General features: G+C 58.4%; 19 protein-coding genes and 2 pseudogenes. 13 read left to right on the plus strand and 8 right to left on the minus strand.

Features of this window, described 5'->3' with window-relative positions; all coding sequences use genetic code 11:
• Positions 1-30 precede the first annotated feature (30 nt).
• Together HUW52_RS17465 and HUW52_RS17470 are read right to left on the minus strand one after the other, a co-directional pair.
• The gene (locus tag HUW52_RS17465) at positions 31-1,497 is read right to left on the minus strand and encodes a hypothetical protein (RefSeq protein ID WP_016983051.1); all 1,467 of its coding nucleotides are present in this window, start codon (positions 1,495-1,497) and stop codon (positions 31-33) included.
• A gap of 545 nt (positions 1,498-2,042) precedes the next feature.
• Positions 2,043-3,065, minus strand: a complete 1,023-nt coding sequence (locus HUW52_RS17470) for a zinc-dependent alcohol dehydrogenase family protein (protein ID WP_016983050.1) — start codon at positions 3,063-3,065, stop codon at positions 2,043-2,045.
• Between the two features lie 270 nt (positions 3,066-3,335).
• Here HUW52_RS17470 and HUW52_RS17475 point away from each other — a divergent pair, with 270 nt between their 5' ends.
• A complete protein-coding gene (locus HUW52_RS17475) occupies positions 3,336-4,250 on the plus strand; it encodes a LysR family transcriptional regulator (RefSeq protein WP_007914920.1) in 915 nt (304 codons plus the stop codon).
• 127 nt (positions 4,251-4,377) lie between these two features.
• On the opposite strand, the pseudogene HUW52_RS30815 reads toward HUW52_RS17475, so the two are convergent.
• The 3 genes and pseudogenes from HUW52_RS30815 to HUW52_RS17485 all read right to left on the minus strand — a co-directional run.
• A pseudogene (locus tag HUW52_RS30815) lies at positions 4,378-4,914 on the minus strand (methyl-accepting chemotaxis protein); the annotation flags it as partial.
• 327 nt (positions 4,915-5,241) lie between these two features.
• Positions 5,242-6,321 (minus strand): annotated as a pseudogene (locus tag HUW52_RS30820) (cache domain-containing protein); the annotation flags it as partial.
• Between the two features lie 417 nt (positions 6,322-6,738).
• Entirely contained in the window at positions 6,739-7,989 is a 1,251-nt protein-coding gene (locus HUW52_RS17485) for an MFS transporter (RefSeq protein ID WP_175554391.1), read from the minus strand.
• A 102-nt stretch (positions 7,990-8,091) separates the two neighbouring features.
• Between HUW52_RS17485 and HUW52_RS17490 the strand changes: the two genes are divergently transcribed.
• Positions 8,092-9,060 (plus strand): AraC family transcriptional regulator, encoded by a 969-nt coding sequence (locus HUW52_RS17490; protein WP_175554392.1) that lies wholly within the window; start codon positions 8,092-8,094, stop codon positions 9,058-9,060.
• 21 nt (positions 9,061-9,081) lie between these two features.
• Here HUW52_RS17490 and HUW52_RS17495 read toward each other — a convergent pair whose 3' ends face one another.
• The 3 genes from HUW52_RS17495 to gcvA form a co-directional block, all read right to left on the minus strand.
• Positions 9,082-9,843 carry an SDR family oxidoreductase gene (locus HUW52_RS17495; RefSeq protein WP_175554393.1) on the minus strand — a complete coding sequence of 254 codons (762 nt, stop codon included), beginning with the start codon at positions 9,841-9,843 and terminating at the stop codon, positions 9,082-9,084.
• A 29-nt stretch (positions 9,844-9,872) separates the two neighbouring features.
• Positions 9,873-10,700: a DMT family transporter gene (locus tag HUW52_RS17500; RefSeq protein ID WP_175554394.1), complete on the minus strand. Its 828-nt coding sequence runs from the start codon at positions 10,698-10,700 to the stop codon at positions 9,873-9,875.
• A gap of 74 nt (positions 10,701-10,774) precedes the next feature.
• Positions 10,775-11,680 carry a transcriptional regulator GcvA gene (gene gcvA, locus HUW52_RS17505; protein WP_175554395.1) on the minus strand — a complete coding sequence of 302 codons (906 nt, stop codon included), beginning with the start codon at positions 11,678-11,680 and terminating at the stop codon, positions 10,775-10,777.
• Between the two features lie 202 nt (positions 11,681-11,882).
• Between gcvA and hxsD the strand changes: the two genes are divergently transcribed.
• From hxsD to HUW52_RS17560, 11 genes are all read left to right on the plus strand, one after another.
• The gene (hxsD, locus tag HUW52_RS17510) at positions 11,883-12,182 is read left to right on the plus strand and encodes a His-Xaa-Ser system protein HxsD (protein WP_016987287.1); all 300 of its coding nucleotides are present in this window, start codon (positions 11,883-11,885) and stop codon (positions 12,180-12,182) included.
• Positions 12,179-13,666, plus strand: a complete 1,488-nt coding sequence (gene hxsB / locus HUW52_RS17515; protein WP_175554396.1) for a His-Xaa-Ser system radical SAM maturase HxsB — start codon at positions 12,179-12,181, stop codon at positions 13,664-13,666. Before hxsD ends, hxsB begins: the two co-directional genes overlap by 4 nt.
• Positions 13,666-14,901, plus strand: coding sequence for a His-Xaa-Ser system radical SAM maturase HxsC (gene hxsC / locus HUW52_RS17520; protein ID WP_175554397.1), 1,236 nt, complete (start codon positions 13,666-13,668; stop codon positions 14,899-14,901). Before hxsB ends, hxsC begins: the two co-directional genes overlap by 1 nt.
• Entirely contained in the window at positions 14,898-15,497 is a 600-nt protein-coding gene (gene hxsA / locus HUW52_RS17525; RefSeq protein ID WP_175554398.1) for a His-Xaa-Ser repeat protein HxsA, read from the plus strand. Before hxsC ends, hxsA begins: the two co-directional genes overlap by 4 nt.
• A gap of 50 nt (positions 15,498-15,547) precedes the next feature.
• Complete coding sequence (locus tag HUW52_RS17530) at positions 15,548-15,961, plus strand: hypothetical protein (protein WP_175554399.1); 414 nt, start codon at positions 15,548-15,550, stop codon at positions 15,959-15,961.
• A 32-nt stretch (positions 15,962-15,993) separates the two neighbouring features.
• Positions 15,994-16,278 carry a hypothetical protein gene (locus tag HUW52_RS17535; protein ID WP_016987292.1) on the plus strand — a complete coding sequence of 95 codons (285 nt, stop codon included), beginning with the start codon at positions 15,994-15,996 and terminating at the stop codon, positions 16,276-16,278.
• A 111-nt stretch (positions 16,279-16,389) separates the two neighbouring features.
• Positions 16,390-16,896 (plus strand): hypothetical protein, encoded by a 507-nt coding sequence (locus HUW52_RS17540; RefSeq protein ID WP_256667849.1) that lies wholly within the window; start codon positions 16,390-16,392, stop codon positions 16,894-16,896.
• A gap of 244 nt (positions 16,897-17,140) precedes the next feature.
• Entirely contained in the window at positions 17,141-18,880 is a 1,740-nt protein-coding gene (locus HUW52_RS17545; protein ID WP_175554400.1) for a dipeptidase, read from the plus strand.
• 273 nt (positions 18,881-19,153) lie between these two features.
• Positions 19,154-20,407, plus strand: a complete 1,254-nt coding sequence (gene mexE / locus HUW52_RS17550) for a multidrug efflux RND transporter periplasmic adaptor subunit MexE (RefSeq protein WP_175554401.1) — start codon at positions 19,154-19,156, stop codon at positions 20,405-20,407.
• 15 nt (positions 20,408-20,422) lie between these two features.
• Positions 20,423-23,602, plus strand: coding sequence for an efflux RND transporter permease subunit (locus HUW52_RS17555; RefSeq protein WP_175554402.1), 3,180 nt, complete (start codon positions 20,423-20,425; stop codon positions 23,600-23,602).
• On the plus strand, positions 23,599-25,020 hold the full coding sequence (locus HUW52_RS17560) for an efflux transporter outer membrane subunit (RefSeq protein ID WP_175554403.1): 1,422 nt from the start codon (positions 23,599-23,601) through the stop codon (positions 25,018-25,020). The genes HUW52_RS17555 and HUW52_RS17560 overlap by 4 nt, the downstream gene beginning before the upstream one ends.
• Positions 25,021-25,079 lie beyond the last annotated feature (59 nt).

Raw genomic sequence — 25,079 nt, forward strand, 5'->3', positions numbered from 1 at the left:
GTGATACAAAAACTGGCAGATGGCTCACGTTCAGCCTTCCGCCGACCGATCAACTGCCGCCCCGCGACCCGCCTCGTTCAGATTTGCGTCATCAGCAGCGCCTTCGCTGGTTGCCGGCATGCGAATCGGCCCTGTTGCGTAAAGACGAACAATCATCGCGACCGGCAAACCGCTGACATCGGTCATCCACTTCAGGACTTGTTCCGGCGCATTCAGGCCCTGCATGGCCCGATGCAGATCCGGCATTGCCACCAACATCCCGGGATGACAATTGCGCAAGAATCTTTCGAGCCCGGCACCGCTATCTATAAACGGTGCAAACAACAGACACGTCAGCTGCGCTTCGTTCAGATCGAAACTGGCCAGCAAACTGGCCTCTGCCTGCATGCGCAAGTGCATGGGATCTCCAAGGTCACCAAAACTGCTGAGCAACTGTTCGCACAGCGGTTCGGGCACCTGCTTGCGCCGCATTTCCATCAAGCGGTTCTGCAGGTATTCGCCGATTCCATTCTCATACGTGCGACCTTCGATGAACTGTGCCTGCAAACCGCGCAGATGCGCCGCGACCAAAGGCTCTGCGTATTCGTCGTCATTTTGATAAAGGCTCTGGTCATTTGCCTGGAATCCCAGAAAGTCGCTGAGCAAAGGCCAGCGCTCCTCCAGTTTGCCGACGATCATGTCGTTGATATTGATGAAACCGGTACGCCGACAGGCCTCGAACTGCCCTTCAGGTCGCCACGTCACGCGCTCCTCGTCAGTGTAGAACTCGCGATAATAATCACCTCCGAGGCCGTCGAGCACAGGGAACAGCATTTCAAATCCCGAGGTATTTAGCAGGGGGCCGGAGATTGCCGCTTTCTGCACTGCTCGACTCAATCCGTCGAGGAAGTGCTTCTGGCGCTGTGGGGGCTCGCTACCGATCATTGCATCAACACCACTGTTCCAGCGAGCGATCTGACCGTAGAACTCAGCGGTAGCCAGATAGGCGTCATCCCACAATTCGAGCGGCTCGGTGAACGTTCGGCGATGACCAAGCACCAGCAAATTCACGCGATGGGCTTCACGCCCCTCGTCGCAGAGTGGTGACTGATGGTCGAACGGCAAAACCTGGCGATTATCGACCATCATCAGCTCGACCCGAGGATCGTCATACAGGAACAGCGCACTGAAGCTGCGGTGCATGTTCTGCAGTGCCGTTTGAGTGTTGCCGTTCCAGCGCAAGGTCGCTACACGCAATTGAAAGGTTGCGGGGGCTCGCCCGGCGATAGTCAGTTGCGCAGCCCGCAACAAAGCCAGCGTATAACAGCTGTCACGCGTCCCGGACTGGTTCACCAGCACTTTGAAATGACCGATGTTCTCCATGCCGCCCGCAGCGACGGCCAGCCGCTGGATCAGCAACTGCAATGCCGTGCGCTCTGCGCGGGAGAAGAAACTCAGCAGACGTTGCAAGACTTGCTGGTAGACGTAATTCATTGCCTGATCATGGATAGTGCTCATCGGTATTTACCCGGTATCAAAAGTTTCATGGCGCGCAGACAAACATTGGCCGCACGACAATTCATCAATAAGTAATAGACGCTCAAATGCTAACACTTACAAATTTGTAGTTGTTTGAAACACTTGAGCTCAAAAAACCCAACCTACCACCGAAAGGCAGCGTCAACCCTCTGTAATTGCTAGGGATTTTCTCGGATTAAATCTTCCTAGGAAACTTCCCACAACATCCCACGACAAGTGAGTACAAGAAAAAGAGAAGCGGTTTCCGAATAGCCCTACAACAATTAAACAGAAGTTGGCGCGATCAACAGTTTTAGCCGTTCGATTACGTGAGGGACGAATTGAATGCACAGTCATGGCTCATTCCTTGAGATGAAAGTAATCATTCAATTATCAGGGCTTATATTGTGATTAGAAGATACAGATCGAGAGCAAAAACCAGTTCAGTTGCTGAACGGTGCCGGGCGCAGCACCCGGAGTCTCTGATTTACACGGCAGGATAAACGCACAAGAGTCCGTGGGGCCACGGACTCTGATTACAAGACTTACGCCGGTTCGACTTGCAGAGCGACCCGTTCGCGACAAGGGCATTCGTCCATGTAGCGATGTGCTTCGACGAACTCGTTGAACGGGAATACTCGGGTCTTGAGCGGCAGCAGCACGCGGTCAGCGGTCAACTGGTTGATGTCACGCAGCGCCCGTTGCAAAGCGACGTGATCCTGAGTGATGCCCAGTTCCGGCTTGCCGGTGAAGTTGCCGATGCAGTGCACGAAGAACTGGATGTTCTTCTGGAACGCTGCACAGGCCGGGAATGGCGTCTGGTTGCCACCCTGCAAGCCATACAACACCAGGCTGCCACGCGGCGCCAGCACATCGCCAAGCAGCGACATCTGCGGGCCGCCGAGGCCGTCGAACACTACGTCGACACCACGGTTGTCGGTGATCTTGTTGATTCGCATCAACAGATCTTCCTCTTCGGTGACGATGACCTTTTCTGCACCAAGGGACAGCAGGTACTCGCGTTCTTCGGCTTCTTTGGTCGCGGCAATCACCCGCACACCCATTGCCTTGCCCAACTGGACAAACGAAGGACCGGCGCAATGGCTGGCGTCAGTGACTAGGGCAAACTGCCCCGGCTTGACGCGTGCCAGATCGGCGTAGGCAAAGTAGGCGATCAACAGCGGTGTGTAATGCACACTGGCTTCAATCGGGCTGAGCACATCCGGATAACGGGTCAGCGCAGTACGCGGCAGCACGATCGATTCGCCGTAGACCGGGTAGTCGTTCGCACTCTCGGCCGGAAAGCTGGCGACCTTGTCACCCACTGCCAGATCATCGACACCGTCGCCGACAGCGGTGATCACACCGGCCATCTCGTGACCAAGACCCGCAGGCAGTCGCGCCTGAGACGAGGCCAGATTCTGACGCCAAAGGGTGTCGTACCAGCTGATGCCGATCGCCTCGACGCGCACCTGCACTTCGCCAGGACCTGGCTGAGCGGCCGCATGCTCTTCGCATTTGAGCACCTCGGCCGGACCAAACTTGTGAAAACGGATCGTGCGGGACATCGCAAACCTCGTCAAAGTAACCTCTAATGCCATGAACTCTATCTGGGCTTTTGACCCAAGACTATCAGTGGCTATTAATAGTCGACATGCCTGTCATTGATTCCGCAACAGGGGCGGCATTGGCAAAATCCATGAAAAAACTGCTGCCACCGTCTCAGTAAAGCTGAATTTTCCGGTGCAGAGTACCAGCCTTTCCCCGTAAGATTCATGCCGGCCATTGTTCTCATATGGCCGCTCTCGTCAAGCTTGATGACTCTGCCAGGACTCCAGATGAATCGTAATGACCTGCGTCGTGTCGACCTGAACCTGTTGATCGTATTCGAAACATTGATGCACGAACGCAGTGTGACCCGGGCGGCAGAAAAGCTGTTCCTCGGTCAGCCGGCGATCAGTGCGGCGCTCTCGCGCCTGCGCAGCCTGTTCGACGACCCTCTATTCGTGCGCACCGGGCGCAGTATGGAACCGTCCGCCCGTGCGGTGGAAATCTTCGCCCTGCTCTCGCCGGCCCTCGATTCAATTTCGACCGCCGTCAGCCGCGCGGCCGAATTCGACCCGGCCACCAGCACCTCGGTATTCCGTATCGGCTTGTCCGACGACGTCGAATTCGCCCTCCTGCCGATGCTGCTCAAACGCCTGCGCGCCGAATCGCCGGGAATCGTGTTGGTGATTCGTCGCGTCAACTACATATTGATGCCGGGCCTGTTGGCCTCCGGCGAGATATCCATTGGTGTCAGCTACACCACAGACCTGCCGGCCAACGCCAAGCGCAAGGTCCTGCGTCGCAGCGCACCAAAACTGCTGCGTGCCGACACCGTGCCGGGGCCGCTGAGCCTGGATGATTACTGCGCGCGTCCGCATGCGCTGGTGTCGTTTGCCGGCGACCTCAGTGGTTTTATTGATGAAGAGCTCGAGAAACTGGGGCGCAAACGGCATGTGGTGCTGGCCGTGCCGCAGTTCAACGGCTTGAGTACGCTGTTGGCGGGCACTGACATCGTTGCGACCGTGCCGGATTACACGGCGGAGGCGCTGACGGCGGCTGGCGGTGTTCGCGCGGAAGATCCGCCGTTGCCGACGCGCACGTTTGAACTGCATATGGCCTGGCGTGGTTCGCAGGACAATGATCCGGGTGAGCGTTGGTTGCGGTCGCGGATTCAGATGTTTTTTGGGGATCCGGATAGTCTCTAGGGCTAGGACTCTCTGCTATTCGATAGACCGGTCTGAGGCTTTCAGCGGAACAGTGGAAGCAATAAAACTGCGGATGTCGGCCGAATGAAAACGGTGAGCGCTCACCGTTTTCATTCGGGTCGGGATACTAATATTTGAAACGACCCACCAGGCCTTTGAGCTGACCGGAAATGTCTATCAATCGACCCGAGCCAGCCTGTGAGGACTGAGCAAAGCCTTCGACCAGTTGGGCATCGGCATGGATCTGCGCGATGTGGCGATTGATCTCTTCGGCCACTTGGTGCTGCTCCTCGGCGGCTGTGGCGATCTGAGTATTCTGGTCGCGAATCGAGTCCACCGAGCCTCGGATCTTGTCGAAGCTGTCACGCGCCTGCTGAATGCGTTCCACACTGGCGTGGGACACTTGCAGGCTGCCTTGCATCTGCTGCGTGACCTCTTGGGTGCGGCGGGCGAGATTGCCCAGCAAGCTGTCTATCTCGCCGGTGGAGTCGGCTGTCCTGCGAGCCAGGGCGCGGACTTCGTCGGCGACCACGGCGAAGCCCCGGCCTTGGTCACCGGCGCGCGCCGCTTCAATCGCCGCATTGAGCGCCAGCAAGTTGGTTTGCTCGGCAATCGAGCGGATGGTATCGAGAATGGTGTTGATGTTCTGGCTGTCCTGCTCCAGCAACTGCATGGTCTGGGTCGACTTTTGCAGGTCTTCGCTGAGCTTGAGCACGCTGCCGGTGGCTTCGCCGATGTGCTGCTGGCCGTCATGTACGTCGCGGTAGCCTTCGTCGGCACTCGACGCGGCAGCACTGCACGAACGTGCAACTTCGTTGGCAGTAGCGACCATTTCGTTGAATGCGGTGCTCACCAACTCCACGGCCTCGCGCTGGCGACCTGCAGCCTGGTTCATGTTGTTGGCCACTTCGCTAGTGTCGGCGGCCGCGGTCTGCAGGTCAGATGAGGCGTTGCCGATGCGTTGCACCAATTGTGCAATCATGCTCAGGAACTGGTTGAACCAGCCCGCCAGGCTGGCGGTTTCGTCCTTGCCCTGCACTTGGAGTTGGCGCGTCAGGTCGCCTTCTCCTTCGGCGATTTCTTGCAGGCCGGCGGCCACGCCGCGAATCGGACGCACGATGACGCTGGCAAAGCTGGCGCCTACTATCGCGAACACCAACGCCAATGCCGCGGCAATGGCGGCGATCAACCAGGTCAGCCGGGTGACGTCGGCCATCACTTCATCACGCTTGATCAGGCCTATAAAGCGCCAGCCCAGGTCTTTGGAACTGACCACGTTGGCCATGTAGGCCACGCCATCAATCTCGATTTGGGTCACGCCGTCGCCTCCCTTGGCTAGTTCGGCGTAGTTGGGACCCAGGTCGGCCAGAGGTTTGAAGTTGTGCTTCGCGTCGCTGGCGTCTACCAGCACGTTACCGTTGTCTTCGACCAGCATCAGGTAGCCGCTATCGCCCAGCTTGATGTTGCGCACCAGTTCAGTGAGCTGTTTGAGCGATACGTCAAGGCCAACCACTCCCAGGATATTCCCGGCGGCGTCGGCGACAGTACGCACGGTGCCGATCAGCGTCACATCGTCCGGCGCCCAATAGTAGGCACCCGTGCGCACAGTGGCGCCTGGCGTGGCGATGGCCGCTTTATACCAGGGACGGACGCGAGGATCGTAGTTGTTCAGCTTGGTGTCGTCCGGCCAACTGGCGTATCCGCCATCACTCAGACCCAGAGACAGGTAAGCCGTACTCGGATGACTTTTGGCGAACTGGTCAAATATCGCCAGCAGCTCTTTGTTGGCCTGAGTAAGTGGAATTTGCGCGGCTTCGGCACCCGCGTAGCTCTTGAGGTCTTTGGCTGCGACAACGCGCGGATCCTTGGCTATGTAGTCGACGTTTTGGCTTATGCCGTCGAAAAACTGCTTCATGCCATTGTCGATCTGGCGGATCTCACGACCGCTGCTGTCGAGAAAATTGGCCTGGGCCCCCTCTCGCAAATTCAGCACTACCAAAACGGCGACCAAGATGACCGGGACGCACGCGATAGCTGCGAACGCCCAGGTCAGCTTCTGCTTGATATTCATGACTTCACCTGCGGATATTTATAGTTTTGGCAAGGGGAAACGCTAGCGCTGAACGTCGCATGTGTTGTTATGAGGAGATAGAGCCCATGCGTACTCTGAGTTATCGACCGCGACGGTGCGCACTTTAGAACGGCGAACATCGGCAAACTCAGCGCAATCTATCTGCGATTAAAGAAAGGCTTCCCTGCCTTGGAAAACCTTCCAAAACGTCGCATCGATTTTCCTGGCCACTGCTTCACTGACCCGCCCCTGCCAGATTTCGGGATCCGGCTAATGCGCCAGTCGGACCCAATCCAATTGGCCCATTAGCGACGTGGGGGTTCAGTAGCAGAACAGGATCGGTTCGCCCCGCTTGCAGCTCGATAACACGGCTGCGTCCCTGGTTACGGACGGATCGAGGCGGTTTGGCAAACCGGATCAAAGGTGCAGCGCGGGCTTGGACTGGCGAACGCCATGGCCAGAAGGGACGCGGACACGCAAGGCAATCAGCAACGCCGCCAGCAACATCAGCACGGCTGCCGCTACGAATACGCCTGCGCTGCCACCGAGACTGAACATTGCACCGCCAGCGGCGGCGCCAGTGGCGATGGCTGACTGCACAGAGGCTACTACCATGCCACCGGCGCTTTCCGCCTGATCAGGTACCGCGCTGGCGACCCAGTTCGACCACGCCACCGGCACACCACCAAATGCTATGCCCCAGACCGCCAGCAGTACCGCTTGCCCCGGTACCGAGGCCGGCAACAGCACCAACGCCAGTGCTGCAACGCCGACCAGCGCGGGCATCAGCACCAGAGTGGCCAGCGGGTGGTGCTCCAGCAGCCTGCCGGCCAACAGCGTGCCGACGAAGTTCGCCACGCCGAACCCCAGCAGCATCAGTGACAACCCTTGCGGACCGATGCCGGTAGTTCCTTCAAGGAAGGGTCGAACATAGGTAAACATCGCGAAGTGCCCGCTGTGCACCAGCACACAACCGAACATCCCCATGGCGATGCCTGGGCGCTGCAACACCTCGAGCACAGTGCGCAGACGTGCCGGCCGGCGCGGCGCAAGACGCGGCAGAGTGAACGACTGGAAAGCCAGGGTCACCATGCCTACCGCCGCCGCGGCAAAGAACGCGCTGCGCCAGCCATACAGCCCACCCAGATAGCTGCCCAGCGGCACCGCAACGACCGTGCCGATGGCGATGCCGCTGAAAATGATCGACAGCGCCCGTGGCAACAGCGCACTCGGCACCAAGCGCATCGCTACCGCCGCCGCCATGCTCCAGAACCCGCCAAGGGCAATGCCCAGCAAGATGCGCATCACTAACAGCACCGCGAAGCTGGAGGAAACGGCGACCAACAGATTGGAGGCGACCATCAACATGGAAAAACCCAGCAACACCCAACGTCGGTCGATGCCGCGGGTCAGGCCTGGCACCAACAAGCCAGCGAACAACGCCACCACGGCGGTTACCGTTACCGCTTGGCCAGCCAGCGCTTCAGACACTCCCAGGTCGGTAGCCATCAGCGTCAACAAACTGGCCGGAAGGTACTCAGCGGTCAATAACCCGAACACACCCATTGCCAACGAAAATACTGCCATCCACGCGGGTGCCGCAGGTTCTACGTCCGCGCCGACGCCGCAATGGCGCTCGGATACGGTGCTACATACACAGTCAGTCATTGCACGGATCTCCCAATCTTCATTAAGAGCCGAAGTCTAGGCGCCGAAATCCGGATGATCTATGATCCAAAGTCTCTACTTTTTGACTAAAACACCTGAACGATGCCTGCAGATCAGTTTGCTATATCCTCGGACCTCATCAACGAGCTGTTGCGCGGCATGCGCCTGCGTGGTGTTGAATACAGGCGCATCCAAACGGGTCCAACTTTCGGTTTGGGCTTTGCTGAAAAACCTGGGCACGCCTGGTTCCACTTCATGGCCGTCGGCAATGCGGTGTTGCAGATGGAGGACGGGACCACGTACGCGCTATCTGTCGGCAACGCCGTGTTTATTTCCCATGGCGCAGCCCATCAACTGTTTTCCCATCAGGGCGCGCCTGTTCAGGACATCGATCATCTAGACGGTGCGCCCTTGGGTGAAACCGTCAGCGCGGTGAATACCGGAACTGATGCCAGCGCCCCTCCGAGCACTATTCTGTTCAGTGCTTGTATGGAGTTTGAACTGGGCAGTATCCATGGCCTTGGCCGGCTGATGCCGGGACTGATGCTGATTGATGCCGGCGGCCAGCGTTACCCCGGGCTGGTGCCGATCCTGACCACCATGGAACGCGAGGTAAGCGCCGCTCGTGTCGGCTTCGCCGGTATTCTCGCGCGGCTGGCCGACGTGGTCGCGGCCATGGTCGTTCGCGGCTGGGTCGAGTGCGCCTGCGGCAATGCCTCTGGCCTGGTCGCCGCCTTGCGCGATCCCCGCTTGGCCGGTGCACTGCTTGCGCTCCATCAACAACCGGGCCGCGACTGGACCGTTGCGCAGTTGGCAGAGCACTGCAATTCCTCACGCTCGGTCTTCGCGGACCGCTTCCAGGCGACGATTGGCATGGCCCCGCTACGCTATGTCACCGAACTGCGAATGCGGCTTGCAAGCCAGTGGCTGACCCTCGAAAGGCTACCGATTGAAGAGGTAGCGCAGCGTTTGGGCTATACCTCCCAGGCCGCTTTCAGTCGCGCATTCAAGCGCATAACGGGCAAAACGCCCGGATTGAGTCGTAAGGTGAGGCAAGCCGAACGCAGGTAGTGGATGATCCGTGCCACTGACTCATTTGCCCCCCGTTACATCGAGGAATGTACCGGTAACGAAGGATGCCTCCGCGCTCGCCAACCATAGAATCGCGCGAGCTACTTCCTCAGGCTGTCCGCCCCGCCCCATCGGGATCGAATCCTTGACACGATCCACCCGCCCCGGCTCACCGCCACTGGCATGCATGTCGGTATAGATATGTCCGGGGCGAATACAGTTGACGCGTATGCCTTCCCGTGCGACCTCCTTTGCAAAGCCAATGGTGAACGTCTCCAACGCGCCCTTTGACGCCGCATAGTCGACGTACTCGTTGGGGCTGCCGAGGCGCGCCGAAGCCGAAGAGACATTGATCACCACGCCGCCCGGGCCGTTGTGGCGGTAAGACATACGCTTCACCGCCTGTTGGGCACAGAGTATTGGCCCAATGGCATTGACCGCAAAGATGCGCTGCATCCGCTCGAAGCCGAGATCTTCCAGGCGACACTGAGGCGCCAGCATCCCGGCGTTATTGACCAGTACGTCGATGCGTCCGAACGTGCGGTCGATGGCCGCGAACAAATCGGCCACCTGTTGGGGGGCCGCACTGTCGGCTCGCATCGTCAACGCCCTGCGCCCCAATGCTTCTACATCCGCAGCCACGGCCAGCGCTGCGGACTCGTTGGCAACGTAGCTGATCGCCACGTCATATCCTCTTGCGGCGGCCAGCCGCGCGGTGGCTGCCCCCACTCCACGACTTCCCCCCGTGATTAGAATCAGCGGTGCCTGCGAGACGTTGACCATGAAATAAAGCTCCTGAGCCGTTGGCTGTATCAGCCGATGATGAGGGTGCCACTGGCGATCACTACGCATGCCAGTATCCGGCGCGCGGTGAGCGTCTCGCCGAGAAACACATAGCCGATCAACGCCGCAAACAGCACGCTGGTTTCGCGCAATGCCGATACCGCGCCCAGCGGCGCTTCGGTCATGGCGTAGATGACCATTGCATACGCAAGCAAAGAGACCAGCCCGCCGACCAACGCGGTCACTGTTCCGGGCCGGACGCAGAACAAGCTGCGGGTATCGCGTAGGCCGATGTAGACCACCGGCATCAGCACGCCCCACAGGGCGCACATCCACACGGTGTAGGAAAGCGGCGCGCCGGAGAGCCTGGCGCCGATGCCGTCGACCACGCTGTAGGCCGCGATAAAGCCGCCCGTTCCCAGCGCATAAGGCAGGCTGGGAACCGACAGACTGCGCCCTCTGAAAGCCAGCGACATAATCCCGCCTGACACCAGCGCAATACCGAGTAACACGTCAGGCGTGATGCGTTCTCCGGCAAACACGGCGGCCCCCAAAGTGATCAGCACCGGCGACGATCCACGTGAAATCGGATAGGTCTGCCCCAGGTCGCCGACCCGGTAACTGCGCACCAGAAACAGGTTGTAGCCGACATGCAGCAACCCCGACAGCAGCGCATAGCCCCAGCTCTCAATCGCGGGGGGATCCATGAACACTGCGGCGACGACACTGGTGATGGCAATTGCAATGCACATCACTGTCATCGACCACAGCCGATCGGCGCCACTACGCAGCAGCGCATTCCAGCTGGCATGCAGGAGCGCGGCGAAAAGCACGAGGAAGATGATATGAATAGGCATGCGCCACTTTAGGCAATGCGGCACCGGGACTAAAGCGAAGCCTCCTCATCACAGCATGAACGAATACTCATGACTCACTCATCCAGTCGTTGGACTTTCAGTGCCTCGCTGACTAACCATTGGCGAAAGCTGGCGATGTGCGGTTGCGCTTCGATGCCCTTGGGGCAGACAAAGTAGTACGCCAGCGGTGATGGGAATGGCACATCAAACAGTCGCACCAAACGGCCATCGCTGATTTCGTTCTCGACATGCCCGCTGCGCACCAATGCAACGCCCTGGCCGAGCAAGGCTGCCTCGACCGTCATGTTGGTATCGCCAAATCTGACGCTCTCCTTGAGCGGCAAATAGGCCAGCCCGACGGCTTGAAACCATACCTCCCATTTCGGTACTAGTTCGGCACCATCGCGCGTGAGCAGTGGAAAATGCAACAGTTCTGCGGGGCTCTGCGGAGTCCCGACGCGTCGCAACAGTTCGGGGCTGGCCACAGGAAATACCTGCTCCCCAAACAGGAACTCCGAATGCAGACCGGGGTAATTGCCCTTGCCTAGCCTGATCGCAACATCAGCCTGGCCGTGAGAGAAGTGGATTATTTTGTCCGTGGTGTCCAGCGAGACCAGCAGCTCGGGGTGCTGACGAGAGAGACGCGGCAAGCGTGGCAGCAGCCATTTGAGAGCGAAAGAATAAGTGGTGCTGACGCTGAGTCGAACTCTGTCTTTTTGCTCGCGCAAATCGCCCAAAGTCGCCTCCAGGCTGATGAAAAACTCCCGCACGATGGGCGCCAGCGCAGCCCCCGCTGCCGTGAGGCGTAACGCCTTGCCACGTTCAAACAACTGCACTCCCCAAAGGGCCTCAAGATGCTTGAGATGGTGACTGACCGCGCTTTGAGTCACATGTAGCTCTTGTGCGGCCGACGTAAAGGTCAAGTGCCGGGTGGCAGCTTCAAATGCGCGCAAGGTCGCGGTGGGCGGCAGGTCTCTCATAAGAGCAATTCCAGCGAGTTATCAGAAGAGTGCATTCATGAACGCTAGCTCATGATACCGACAAGCTCGCTCGAAACGTCACTTGGGTAGCCACACAACGCCGAAAGCCTAGCAGGGGCAAATGTAAAAAATGATGATGGCATAACGCCTCAGTAACCGGCAAAATCCCCACGTTCCCAAAGGATTTGAAGGACCGGTTCCGATGACATGGCCAGTCACGCTGAAACTCGACAGCACAGCCTACCCGCTGAACGTGGTGCAACGCGCCGCTTATTCCCTGGCCGACACTGTCGCGATCCAGGTCGCTATTGAAGCCAATCAGATAAGCCTCACGGCCCACCTCGCTGAAGTAACGCTAACGATTTCCTCCGAGCAGGCTCACTCGCTGATCCTCCAGCATCTGAACGACTTCGCGCTACGCGACCATATCAACCGCGAAACAGCAGGATTGCGCGAAATCCTGGCCCGTGCCGCGCTCGCTGGGTGTGGGATTTCGCAATGACACTGATTGCGACAGACGCCAGGCACTACCGCTTGCTGCCTTTTCGATTCATGCGCATGAACACGGGACATGACCTTGACATCCTGCTCACCTCCGATACCGGTGAGTACATGCACGTGAACGACGCGCAATTACGAGCCCTGAGTTACTTCGACGTTCAAGCAAGTACGCCTTTTTACAAGGACCTGGTGGCCCGCCACTTCATCTACGAACCAGACCGCCACGACCCGCTTCCGGAAATGGCCGCGCAGTATCGCAGCCGCAAGGACTTCATCTTCCAGGGCCCCGCACTGCACTTGTTCGTGGTGACATTGCGTTGCAACCATACCTGCCAGTACTGCCAGGTGTCGCGGGCCCCGCTGGGAGGATCCAGCCACGACCTTTGCGAAGCGGATGCACTGGCTGCGGTCGATCGCCTGTTCGAATCGAACGCTCCTGCTCTGACTGTGGAGTTTCAGGGTGGCGAGCCGCTTCTGGCCTTCGAGCGCGTCCGCCAGATTGTCGAATGGATCGTTGAACGGAACGCGGTCGAACTACGGGATATCCAGTTCGTCATCACCACCACGCTGCACCATCTGACGGAGGAAATACTCGACTTCGCAGAACAACATCGAGTCCAGTTTTCGACCTCACTCGATGGGCCAGCACCCTTGCACAATGCCAACCGCCCTACACCGTCACGAGACTCCTACGAACGCACTGTAAAAGGCATTCAATGGGTCCGTGAGCGCCTTGGCCGTGATGCAGTTTCCGCGCTGACCACGCTGACTTCAAGAAGCCTCGAACAGCCTGAAGCGATCATCGATGAGTATGTAAGTCAGGGCTTCTCGAGCATCTCGCTCAGGCCTCTGAGCCCCTATGGATTTGCCACCAAGAGTGCCCATCGACTTGATTACCCTATTGAGCGATACCTGGCCTTCTACAAGAAGGCTCTGGCCTATTTGCTGCAAATCAACCAACAGGGCGTCTACCTCTCAGAGAGTTATACGAGCTTGTTGCTGAAGAACATCCTGACACCCTTTTCCTCCGGCTATGTAGACCTGCGCTCCCCTGCTGGCGCTGGCACTGCGGCGCTGGTTTATAACTATGACGGTTATGTCTATCCCTCGGACGAAGCTCGAATGTTGTTGGAGATGGGTGAAGACGGCTTGAGACTCGGCACCGTGCAGCAACCCTTGTCTGAACTGCTCACATCGCCCGTTATGAATGCGCTGCTCGCCAGTGGTGTAGCAGAGGCGCTGCCGGGTTGCTCCGACTGCGCACTTGTCCCGTACTGTGGTGCTGACCCCATCGAACACTACGCCCGCCAGGCTGACCCGATCGGACACCGAGTGTTCAGCAGCTTCTGCAAGAAGAACATGGGGCTACTGAAGCATCTCTTCGGCCTGCTCCGCGATGGCGACGACAACGTGCAGAGAGTGCTGCTGTCCTGGTTGAACAGGCGCTCTTACAACGATGTTCGATTTCCGGGTTACAGGGGTTGATGGCGATGCTGCGCAAGGACACCCACTTCGAAATCCATCACCTGAATGAGCCGAAACTGCTCAAGGTCATCACTCTGGAGGAGTTCATCGAACAAGGCCTGGCGGTTTGTGCCGGAAACGCTGAGTTCGCTGACCTGCTGCTTTGGCTGCCAAACGAAGAACGGCTACGAAGCCCGCATCTACTCTCATTACCAGTGGCTGGATTCCTGACACCGGAGCCTTTGATCGGGGACTTCGACAGCACGCGGCCACATCTGCACACCCCCAAAGACAATGATGTCGTGCAGCCCGGCGATGTCATTGCCGTCACACCAGGCAACGCGTTGGTGCGAGTGCTCTATCGACGAGGTTCAGACAGTAACCTGCTGTTCATGACTGATCGTTGCAACAGCCTCTGTCTGATGTGCTCACAGCCGCCCAAAGATATTGATGACCGTTGGCACATCGAGGAGAACCTACGGCTGATCGACCTGATGGACCCGGGCGAAGAAAACCTGGGAATCAGTGGCGGAGAACCCACGCTTTATCGCGATGGCCTGCTCGAAATCCTGGCCAAGTGCAAAGCCGTTTTGCCACAAAAATCCATCCATGTACTCAGCAACGGGCGTCTGTTCCAAGACCCGAGCTGGATCGCAGCGCTCTCTACCATCGGCCACCCTCAGTTGAGCTGGGGTATCCCGCTGTATGCCGACAATGCCGAAGACCATGACCATGTGGTGCAAGCGCCAGGTGCTTTCAGCGAAACCCTGCGAGGTCTTTACAACCTGGCCCGCGCGAACCAGATCATCGAGATACGCGTAGTGCTCAATCGTCTGACCACACCACGTTTGCCCGAGCTCGCCCATTACGTATTCAGGAACCTGCCCTTCGTGCGACATGTTGCGCTGATGGGTATCGAAAGCACCGGCCTGGCCAGGAAGCATTACGAAGAACTGTGGATTGACCCGCTGGACTATCAGGAGTCGTTGAGCCAGACCGTGTACTTCCTGTTCAACCGCGGAGTTCCGGTTTCGATCTACAACTTGCCCCTGTGTCTGATCCCGGCCCACCTCTCGCGTTTCGCCCGCCAGAGCATCTCCGACTGGAAGAACCTGTTCATCGATACCTGCCAGCAATGCGCTGCCGTCAAACATTGCTCTGGCTTCTTCAAATCCCACTCCGATCGCTGGCAAAGCCGCGGCGTACAACACCTATCGACCGAGGCCTTTAGCGCCTATGCAAGGAGTGCACAGTGAAATTGCTCGACCGCTGGAAAGTCATGATCGGGGGGATCAGTCTGCTGCCAATGGCAGGTAGTACCCTGGCGCAGGTGGGCCATCTGCCGCTCGCCGATGCGAACTGGCTAACCCACGACAAGCTACAGCCTCCGGTATTTGCCGATACGCTCAATGCGCCAGACACCGTCAACATTTATGCGGCACATCGCTCGCACAGTTCACACCGGTCCCACAGTTCGCACTACAGCGGTTCGGGTGGCTATAGCGCTCCTCGCTACTACAGCCCACCCGCTACCAGTACCCGGAGCTACAGCGCGCCGAGTACTTCGAGCAGCACCTCAAACAGCAATAGCTTTTATCAGTCGCCCGGCACTACCAGCGGGACAAGCTCGAGCACTTCAAAGAACCGTGCGACCAATGAGCAGAAAAGCAATCTGGTCACCCGTGTGCAGACCGCACTGATGGTGCGCCAGTATTACCAAGGCACCATTGATGGAGTGATGGGCAAGGCGACACGTGGTGCGTTGATGGCATTTCAGATGGACAGTGGGCTGACCGTGAACGGCCGGATGGATACGCCATCGCTGAATGCGTTGGGTATCAAGATTCCATAAGTCGCTTCAAGTCAAAGCTAGTGTCCGTTCAGCAACGAAGGAGTTATCCCATGCAGCACATCATTAAAGTCGACAACACTCTCTGGGCATTGATCAGCCGCCTGCAAGGCAAGGAGCTGCAAACTCCTTCGCGTAAGGCTCGTTTCCGTATCACGGCCGTTGATGCAAATCGCGTTGTGATTGAGACCGGATCCAAAGATTCGCAGATGGTACTGATGCGAGCAGCTTTTCAGCAAACGCTGGACTACCTCGCCGGTAACAATCATTTCGGTCAAACGCACGCTGTGGAAATCGGCTCCAACCATACGTACAAAGAAGCCGGCCCACTCTGCAAGGCCGCTCGTTACACAGCAGAAGGCAAGGAGGGCCCGACCAACATCACCTACATTCTGCCGATTCTGGAGCATTGCCAGGCCGTCGGCATCCGGTCAACCACCCCAAACAGCACCTGGCTGCTGCCCTGAACCGCTCTGGATATCTTTATAAGGACGCCAACATGAACGCAAAAATGGACACCTTCCGCATCAACAGTCCCGCCTCGTTCGATGAGCCCTGCAAGGTTACGATCGACAACGAATTTATCACCGTGGTCTATGACCACGGGGGTCAGAGCTGGAAATACCGAGGCCAGGAAAAAGGCCCGGGGCATTACGAACTGCAAGCCGAAGGCTTCGTCGGCAGAGCAACGCTGCACCGCTTCGAGGACTCGAATGTACTGGAAGGAACTTGGGTCGAAGAAGGCGTACGCGGCATGTGGCGAATTGTTCGCCAAGCCGATTGATTCGCCAGTCGTATCCACATAAACAAGCTGAACTCGTGGTGGTTTGATCGGCCGCCACGGGATCATAAACTGACGTAGTCCACCACCCCCGGGAGAACGCTAATTAGCCAATTGCGCAGTGTCATTTACCTGGTAGTTCTTCTTTGCACTGGCTGTGTAAAAACGGCGGGCATTCCACCGGCCGACCTCACACTATCGTCGTTCGCACTGAGCGCCAACAACCTTGTCACGGCGCACTTCAGCTCCACTGTGGATTTGCAGAACGCTTTCAATGATTACGAAAAATCCAATCAGCTCACACCGACGCTGATCTGCTCTCTGAATCGAGACATGGATTTCTCATCCGAGCATTCAATTGCGGTAATAGCCGAAGGGCGAGTGAAAGCAAGCAGTCAAGCCAGGCCCAATTACAAGTTTTCTTCCGGGCTGATCTTTTACTACACCAATTCGAATGGTACGCAACGCGACTTGAATGACTACGACGCCATCAAACCATTACTGGCGTCGCAAGCCTCGATTCCTTGCAAAGTGCGCATTACTGCCTATGGATATGAGGCCTATTACACGAATACGTTATTCATCCCGGCCAGGATCATGATTGAACAGATCTTCAGATAACCGCCCTTTGCTGAGCCTGGCGTAGGGAATTGGCGAAGCTCTGGCCGTCAGTTGATTGCACCCATAAAAAAGCCCGGGAACCCTCCCCGGGCTTTTTCATTTGTGCGCCTCTTTTGCATTTTTGTGCGACACATCGCCTTTCAGGACTCCCGCAAGGCTCTGGCACGGTGTTAGTTTGTAAGTGTATGTGTCTCAGCGTTGCGACACGCCTTACTCACTGCCCTGCAAAGGAATGCCCTTCGTAATGAATGTCCCTTTCAAAAAACTGGCTGCCACCACGTTGATGTTGGCCGGTCTTGCCGTGTTCACCGCGCCCGCGCAAGCCAATATCACCCCGCAACAGAGCGCTGAAATCCTCAAGACTTACAGTGCAGACAAAACCACCGACTTCCGGCAGTTCCTCGGCAATCTGGGCAAGAGCGATCTGGCGAAAACCGCCGACATCGGCCCGGCGATTGGCGCGTACCTTGACAACAAGACCCTGACCGCCGAGCAGCAGAACGAAATCTATCGTCTGCTGGGTCTCTACACGCGCGCGAAATACAGCGCTGCCGCCACCGAAACCCTGCGCGAACTGGTGGAGATCCCGACCTATCGCAAGGACGGCGTCGAACAGCATGACAACCCGGAATTCACCAAGATCGCGGCGAAGATTCAGAGCCTTGCCGAATCCTTCAATCTGAAATTCCGCAATATCGACAATCGCGTCTACGAGATTTCCCTCGACGGCAGCGGCGATGAAGTGGTCGGCATTCATGCGCACGCCGACGTGGTGCCGGTGACGCCGGAAAACTGGGTGCTCAAGGATGGCACCCGCCTCGACCCGTTCAAGATCACCCTGATTGGCGATCGCATGTACGGTCGCGGCACCGAAGATGACAAGAACGGCATTGTGGTCACGCTCTACGCCATGAAAGTCATCAAGGAAGAAAAACTGCCGCTGGTGCGTAACTTCAAGCTGCTGGTCGACACCACCGAAGAAACCACGGGCGACGCGATTCCCTACTATTTCGAACGTAACCCGACGCCGAACTACAACCTGGCGCTGGATGGTGGTTACCCGGTGGTGATTGCCGAGAAAGGCTATGGCACCGTCATGGCCAACTTTGCCAAGCGCAAAGATGAAGGCAAAGGTGCCGAAATCATCTCGATGACCGGCGGCCTGGCGACCAACCAGATTCCTTCGGCGTCGGTCGCCACCCTGATCACCGACAAACCTGCTGAACTGGCTGCCAGCCTGCAAAAGGCCGGTGACGAGTTTGCCAAGCGCAATGGCGGCGATTTCCAAGTGAGCGCCAAGGTCGACGGCAAAGACGTCAAGCTGACAGTAACCGGCGTTTCCGCGCACTCCTCCGAACCCGAGTCCGGTATCAACCCGGTCGCGCGCATGCTGGTCTTCATTAATAGTCTTGATGGCAAAGTCGCGCTCAAGCACAACCACATCACCGATGCGGCCCGTTACGCTGCCGACAACTGGGGCCTGGATTATCTGGGCAACAAGCTGGGTGTCGGTTTCTCCGATGCCTTCATGGGACCGCTGACAACGTCGCTGACCTACGTCGGCATGGATGACAAAGCCTTCAAACTCGCGGTCAACCTGCGCGTACCGAAGGGCAAGTCACCGGAGAAACTCAAGGCTGAAATTGCTGGAAAACTGGCTGCCTGGAGCAAGAAAAGCCACGTAGCCGTTGCCTTCGACTATTCGATCGCGGAGCCGATGTACCGCAATCCTGAGGGCGAATGGGTCAAGGCACTGTTGGCTGTTTCAACAGAAAACCTCGGCATGAAACACGAGTTCGGCACCTCCGCCGGCGCTACCTCGGTGCATGAACTGCCGAATGGCGTGCAATTCGGTCTGGCCATGCCGAACGTGAAATACACCGGTCACACCGATGGCGAGTTCAAGACCGTGGAGCAATTCCAGCTGGATCTGCAGATCGTGACGGAAATGATCGGACGCATCGGCCAGTTGCCGAAACTCTGACCGCATTGCCGAACCCGCCGCCATGGCGGGTTCGGCATTTTTAATCCCCGCATAATCCCCGCCGCGCAGCCTCGCTCCTGACTTTTGCACATCGGGCAACAGAGAATTGCCCATCAAACCGATTGATAGCCACCTAACGAAAGGTGCATGCTAGAGAGCTCGTTCGGCTCTTATATCATTCCGAATGATAGTTACCTTTGCTTCATTCGATTCGTGCCATCACACCCCGCCGAGCATCATCCGCCCATCTTCAATACATTGGCGGATGCATCCATGGAACAGTCACTCAAACATTTGCGCTTCCCGTTGGCCATGCTGGCCATCCTGGTGATGAGCGCCTGCGGCAAGACTCCGGAGACTGCCGCCACCCAGCCTGCTGCCAAAGTCAGCGTGGCCAAGGTGATCGAACAACCGGTCAACGAGTGGGACGAATTCACCGGGCGCCTCGAAGCGCCGGAAACCGTTGAAATCCGTCCACGGGTCTCCGGCCAGATCGACGAGGTGGCTTTCACCGAAGGTGCGCTGGTCAAGAAAGGCGACCTGCTGTTCCAGATCGACCCACGTCCGTTCCAGGCTGAGGTGCGCCGCCTCGAAGCACTCGTAGCCCAATCCCGCGCCAACGCCACCCGCAGTGAAAACGAAGCGGGTCGTGGTGAACGTCTGCGCGCCAGCAACGCCATTTCCGCCGAACTGGCCGACTCGCGCACCAGCGCTGCACAAGAAGCCCGCGCCGCCGTCGGTGCCCTGCAAGCGCAACTGGATCTGGCCAAACTGAACCTCAGCTTCACCCGTGTCACCGCGCCAATCAGTGGCCGTGTCAGCCGTGCCGAGATCACCGCCGGTAACCTGGTGACCGCCGACACCACCCCGCTGACCAGTGTGGTTTCCACCGATCGCGTTTACGCCTACTTCGATGCCGACGAGCGTGTGTTCCTCAAATACACCCAACTGGCCCGCAACGGTCAGCGCGGCGCCACTACTCCGGTGTACATGGGCCTGTCCAATGAAGACGGCAACCCGCACCTCGGTCAGATGAACTTCGTCGACAACCAGGTCAACCCGAAAACCGGCACCATCCGTGGTCGCGCGGTGTTCGACAACCGCGACGGCACCTACACCCCGGGCCTGTACGCACGCCTGAAACTGGTCGGCAGTGGCACCTATAACGCCATGCTGATCAACGACGAAGCCGTCGGCACCGACCTCGGCAAGAAATTTGTACTGGTCATGGATGCGGACAACAAAACCGCGTACCGCGCCGTCGAACTGGGTCCGAAAATCGAAGGCCTGCGCATCGTCCGTACCGGCCTGAACAAGGACGACACGATCATCGTCAAGGGTCTGCAACGGGTTCGTCCTGGTTCACCGGTCACCCCTGAAGTGATCCCGATGGCCAGCGAACAGACCATCGCGGCACTCGCTCAACAACGTCAAGCGCTGGAAGCCAGCAACCTGCCCAAAGTCGCCCCTGCCAAAGGCGCGTCGGGATCGGTTGTGAAGCTGGCTGCTACGACCCCACGCGGTTAAGGGACGACAACTCCGATGAATTTTTCCCAATTCTTCATTTCACGGCCGATCTTCGCAGCGGTGCTTTCGCTGCTGATCCTGATCGCCGGTGCGATCTCGCTGTTCGAGCTACCGATCAGCGAATATCCGGAAGTCGTGCCACCGACCGTGGTGGTGCGTGCCAACTTCCCGGGCGCCAACCCCAAAGTCATCGGTGAAACCGTGGCCGCTCCGCTGGAGCAAGCCATCACCGGCGTCGAGAACATGCTGTACATGTCCTCGCAGTCGACCGCCGACGGCAAGATCACCCTGACCATCACTTTCGCCCTGGGCACTGACCTGGATAACGCGCAGGTGCAGGTGCAAAACCGGGTGACCCGTACCGAGCCGAAACTTCCCGAGGAAGTAACGCGCATCGGTATCACCGTCGACAAGGCATCGCCTGACTTGACCATGGTTGTGCACTTGACCTCGCCGGACAAACGCTACGACATGCTCTATCTGTCGAACTACGCGATCCTCAACATCAAGGATGAGCTCGCTCGCCTGAACGGTGTTGGTGATGTGCAGTTGTTTGGTATGGGCGATTACTCGCTGCGGGTCTGGCTCGATCCGAACAAGACCGCTTCGCGCAATCTGACCGCGACCGATGTGGTCACGGCGATTCGTGAACAGAACCGTCAGGTCGCTGCCGGTCAATTGGGTGCGCCCCCTGCCCCGAATGCCCAGAGCTTCCAGCTGTCGGTCAATACTCAGGGCCGTCTGGTCAGCGAAGAAGAGTTCGAGAACATCATCATTCGCGCAGGCGACAATGGTGAGATCACTCGTCTCAAAGACATCGCTCGCGTTGAACTCGGTTCCAGTCAATACGCCCTGCGCTCGTTGCTGGACAACCAACCGGCGGTGGCCATCCCGATCTTCCAGCGCCCAGGCTCCAATGCCATCGACATCTCGAACGAAGTTCGCGGCAAGATGGACGAGCTGAAGAAAAACTTCCCGCAAGGCATGGATTACAGCATCGTCTATGACCCGACGATCTTCGTGCGCGGCTCGATCGAAGCGGTGGTTCACACCCTCTTCGAAGCACTGATCCTCGTGGTACTGGTGGTGATCCTGTTCCTGCAAACCTGGCGCGCCTCGATCATTCCGTTGGTGGCGGTGCCGGTATCGTTGATCGGTACGTTTGCGGTGATGCACCTGTTCGGCTTTTCGCTGAACGCGCTGTCGCTATTCGGCCTGGTACTGGCCATCGGTATCGTGGTGGACGACGCCATCGTGGTGGTGGAGAACGTTGAACGGAACATTGAACTCGGACTCACACCGGTCGAAGCCACCAAACGGGCGATGCGTGAAGTGACCGGCCCGATCGTTGCGACGGCGCTGGTGCTGTGTGCGGTGTTCATTCCGGCGGCGTTCATCTCCGGCCTCACCGGGCAGTTCTACAAACAGTTCGCACTGACCATCGCGATCTCGACCGTGATCTCGGCGTTCAACTCGCTGACCCTGTCGCCAGCACTGGCCGCTGTATTGCTGAAAAGCCACGACGCGCCGAAAGACCGCTTCTCCAAAGTGCTCGACAAGATTTTCGGTGGCTGGTTGTTCCGTCCGTTCAACCGTTTCTTCGACCGTGCCAGCCATGGCTACGTCGGCACCGTGCGCCGGGTTATCCGTGGCAGCGGCATCGCCCTGCTGTTGTACGCAGGCCTGATGGTGCTGACCTTCTTCGGTTTCTCCAGCACGCCGACCGGTTTCGTACCCGGCCAGGACAAGCAATACCTGGTGGCTTTCGCACAACTGCCGGACGCTTCGAGCCTGGATCGCACCGAAGACGTGATCAAGCGCATGTCCGACCTGGCGCTGAAACAGCCAGGCGTGGAAAGCGCCGTAGCGTTCCCGGGCCTGTCGATCAACGGCTTCACCAACAGCCCGAACGCCGGCATCGTGTTTGTGACCCTGAAACCGTTTGATGAGCGTAAAGATCCGAGCATGTCCGCCGGTGCGATTGCCGGGGCCTTGAACGGCCAGTACGCGAACATTCAAGAGGCGTACATGGCGATCTTCCCGCCACCGCCGGTACAAGGTCTGGGCACCATTGGTGGTTTCCGCCTGCAAATCGAAGACCGGGGCAACCTGGGCTACGACGAGCTGTACAAAGAAACCATGAACATCATCAACAAGAGCCACAGCGTGCCGGAACTGGCCGGGCTGTTCACCAGCTACACCGTGAACGTGCCACAGGTCGATGCCGCCATCGACCGTGAAAAAGCCAAGACCCACGGCGTGGCTGTCAGCGACATCTTCGACACCCTGCAGATCTACCTGGGTTCGCTGTATGCCAACGACTTCAACCGCTTCGGGCGCACCTATCAGGTCAACGTTCAGGCCGAGCAGCAGTTCCGCCTCGAATCCGATCAGATCGGTCAGCTGAAAGTACGCAACAACAAAGGCGAAATGATCCCGCTGGCGACCTTCATCAAGGTCAGCGACACCTCGGGCCCGGATCGCGTGATGCACTACAACGGCTTCATCACCGCAGAAATCAACGGCGCGGCTGCCCCGGGCTACAGCTCCGGCCAGGCGGAAAAAGCCATCGAGAAACTGCTGAAGGATGAACTGCCGAACGGCATGACCTACGAGTGGACCGACCTGACCTACCAGCAGATTTTGTCCGGCAACACCGCGCTGTTCGTGTTCCCGCTCTGCGTATTGCTGGCGTTCCTGGTACTGGCCGCTCAATACGAAAGCTGGAGTCTGCCACTGGCGGTGATCCTGATCGTACCGATGACCCTGCTGTCGGCCATCACCGGCGTGATCATCTCGGGCGGTGACAACAACATCTTCACCCAGATCGGCTTGATCGTACTGGTGGGACTTGCCTGTAAGAACGCGATTCTGATCGTCGAGTTCGCCAAGGACAAACAGGAAGAAGGCCTCGACCCGCTCGCTGCGGTTCTCGAAGCTTGCCGTCTGCGTCTGCGTCCGATCCTGATGACCTCCTTCGCGTTCATCATGGGTGTGGTGCCACTGGTGTTCTCCAGCGGTGCCGGTGCCGAGATGCGTCACGCCATGGGTGTGGCGGTGTTCTCCGGGATGCTCGGGGTGACCTTCTTCGGTCTGTTGCTGACACCAGTGTTCTACGTACTGATCCGTAACTTTGTCGAACGCGGCGAAGCCCGCAAAGCGGCCAAAGCTCTGAAACTGGAGGCGCAACAATGAGTCTGAAAGTCTTCCTGCCGAGTCTGCTGGTGCTGGCCCTCAGCGCCTGCGCTGTCGGCCCCGACTACAAGACCCCAGCCACGGAGGCGGCCAACATCACGGCCGTCACCGATGGCGCCGCCGGGCAAAAGAACTTCGACCGTTCGAAATTCGAAGGCATCTGGTGGCAGCAATTCGACGATCCGACCCTCAACCAGTTGGTGACCCAATCGCTGCAAGGCAACCGTGAACTGCGCGTGGCGTTCGCCCGCTGGAAAGCCGCCCGGGCGATCCGCGACGACGCCAGCAACGATGCGATGCCGACCATCACCAGCCGCGCCAGCAGTGACCTGGCCAAGGGGCAAATCCCCGGCCAGACCACCAACCGGGTCAATAGCGAACGCTATGACCTCGGTCTGGACATGGCCTGGGAGCTTGACCTGTTCGGGCGCATCCAGCGCAATCTGGAAGCCAGCGACGCCGACCAGCAAGCAGCCGAAGCCGATCTGTACCAACTGCAAGTCACCATGATTGCCGAACTGGTCGACGCTTACGGTCAACTGCGTGGCGCCCAACTGCGCGAAAAGATCGCCGTGGCCAACCTGAACAACCAGCAGGAGTCGCGCAAGATCACCATCAGCCTGCGTGATGCCGGCGTTGGCGATCAGCTTGATGTCGAACGTGCCGATGCCCGCCTGGCCTCGGTCGAAGCCAGCGTGCCGCAATTGCAGGCAGAACAGGTTCGGCAGAAAAACCGTATCGCCACCCTGCTCGGTGAGCGTCCGGACAAGCTGACCGTCGATCTGAGTCCAAAAGACTTGCCAGCGATTGCCAAAGCCTTGCCGATCGGTGACCCGGGCGAACTGCTGCAACGTCGTCCGGACATCCTCAGCGCGGAACGCAACCTGGCTTCGGCCACAGCGCGCATCGGCGTCGCGAAAGCCGATCTGTTCCCACGGGTCAGCCTCAGCGGCTTCCTCGGCTGGACGGCAGGGCGTGGTTCGCAGATTGGTTCCTCGGCGGCCAACGCCTGGGCACTCGGCCCGAGCATCACTTGGGCAGCGTTCGACCTTGGCAGTGTGCGCGCCCGTTTGCGCGGCGCCGATGCTGATGCCGAAGGCGCACTGGCGACTTACGAGCAACAAGTGCTGCTGGCCCTGGAAGAGTCGGAAAACGCTTTCAGCGATTACGGCAAGCGTCAGCAGCGCCTGATCTCGCTGATTCGTCAGAGCGAATCAAGTCGCAAGGCTGCCGACCTGGCTGAAATCCGCTATCGCGAAGGCACGACTGACTTCCTCGTGCTGCTCGACGCCCAGCGTGAACGGCTGAATGCCGAAGACAGTCAGGCCCAGGCTGAAGTCGACCTGTATCGCGGCATTGTCGCGATCTACAAGGCCCTTGGCGGCGGCTGGCAACCGGAGACTGTTGCCAGCAAGTAATCGATTGTTAAAGAGCTCCTTTGGTTGGCCGCAACCAACCAAATTTTTTGCCCCGCGTA

Source organism: Pseudomonas sp. 43A, assembly GCF_013363935.1.
Lineage (GTDB): Bacteria > Pseudomonadota > Gammaproteobacteria > Pseudomonadales > Pseudomonadaceae > Aquipseudomonas > Aquipseudomonas crudilactis.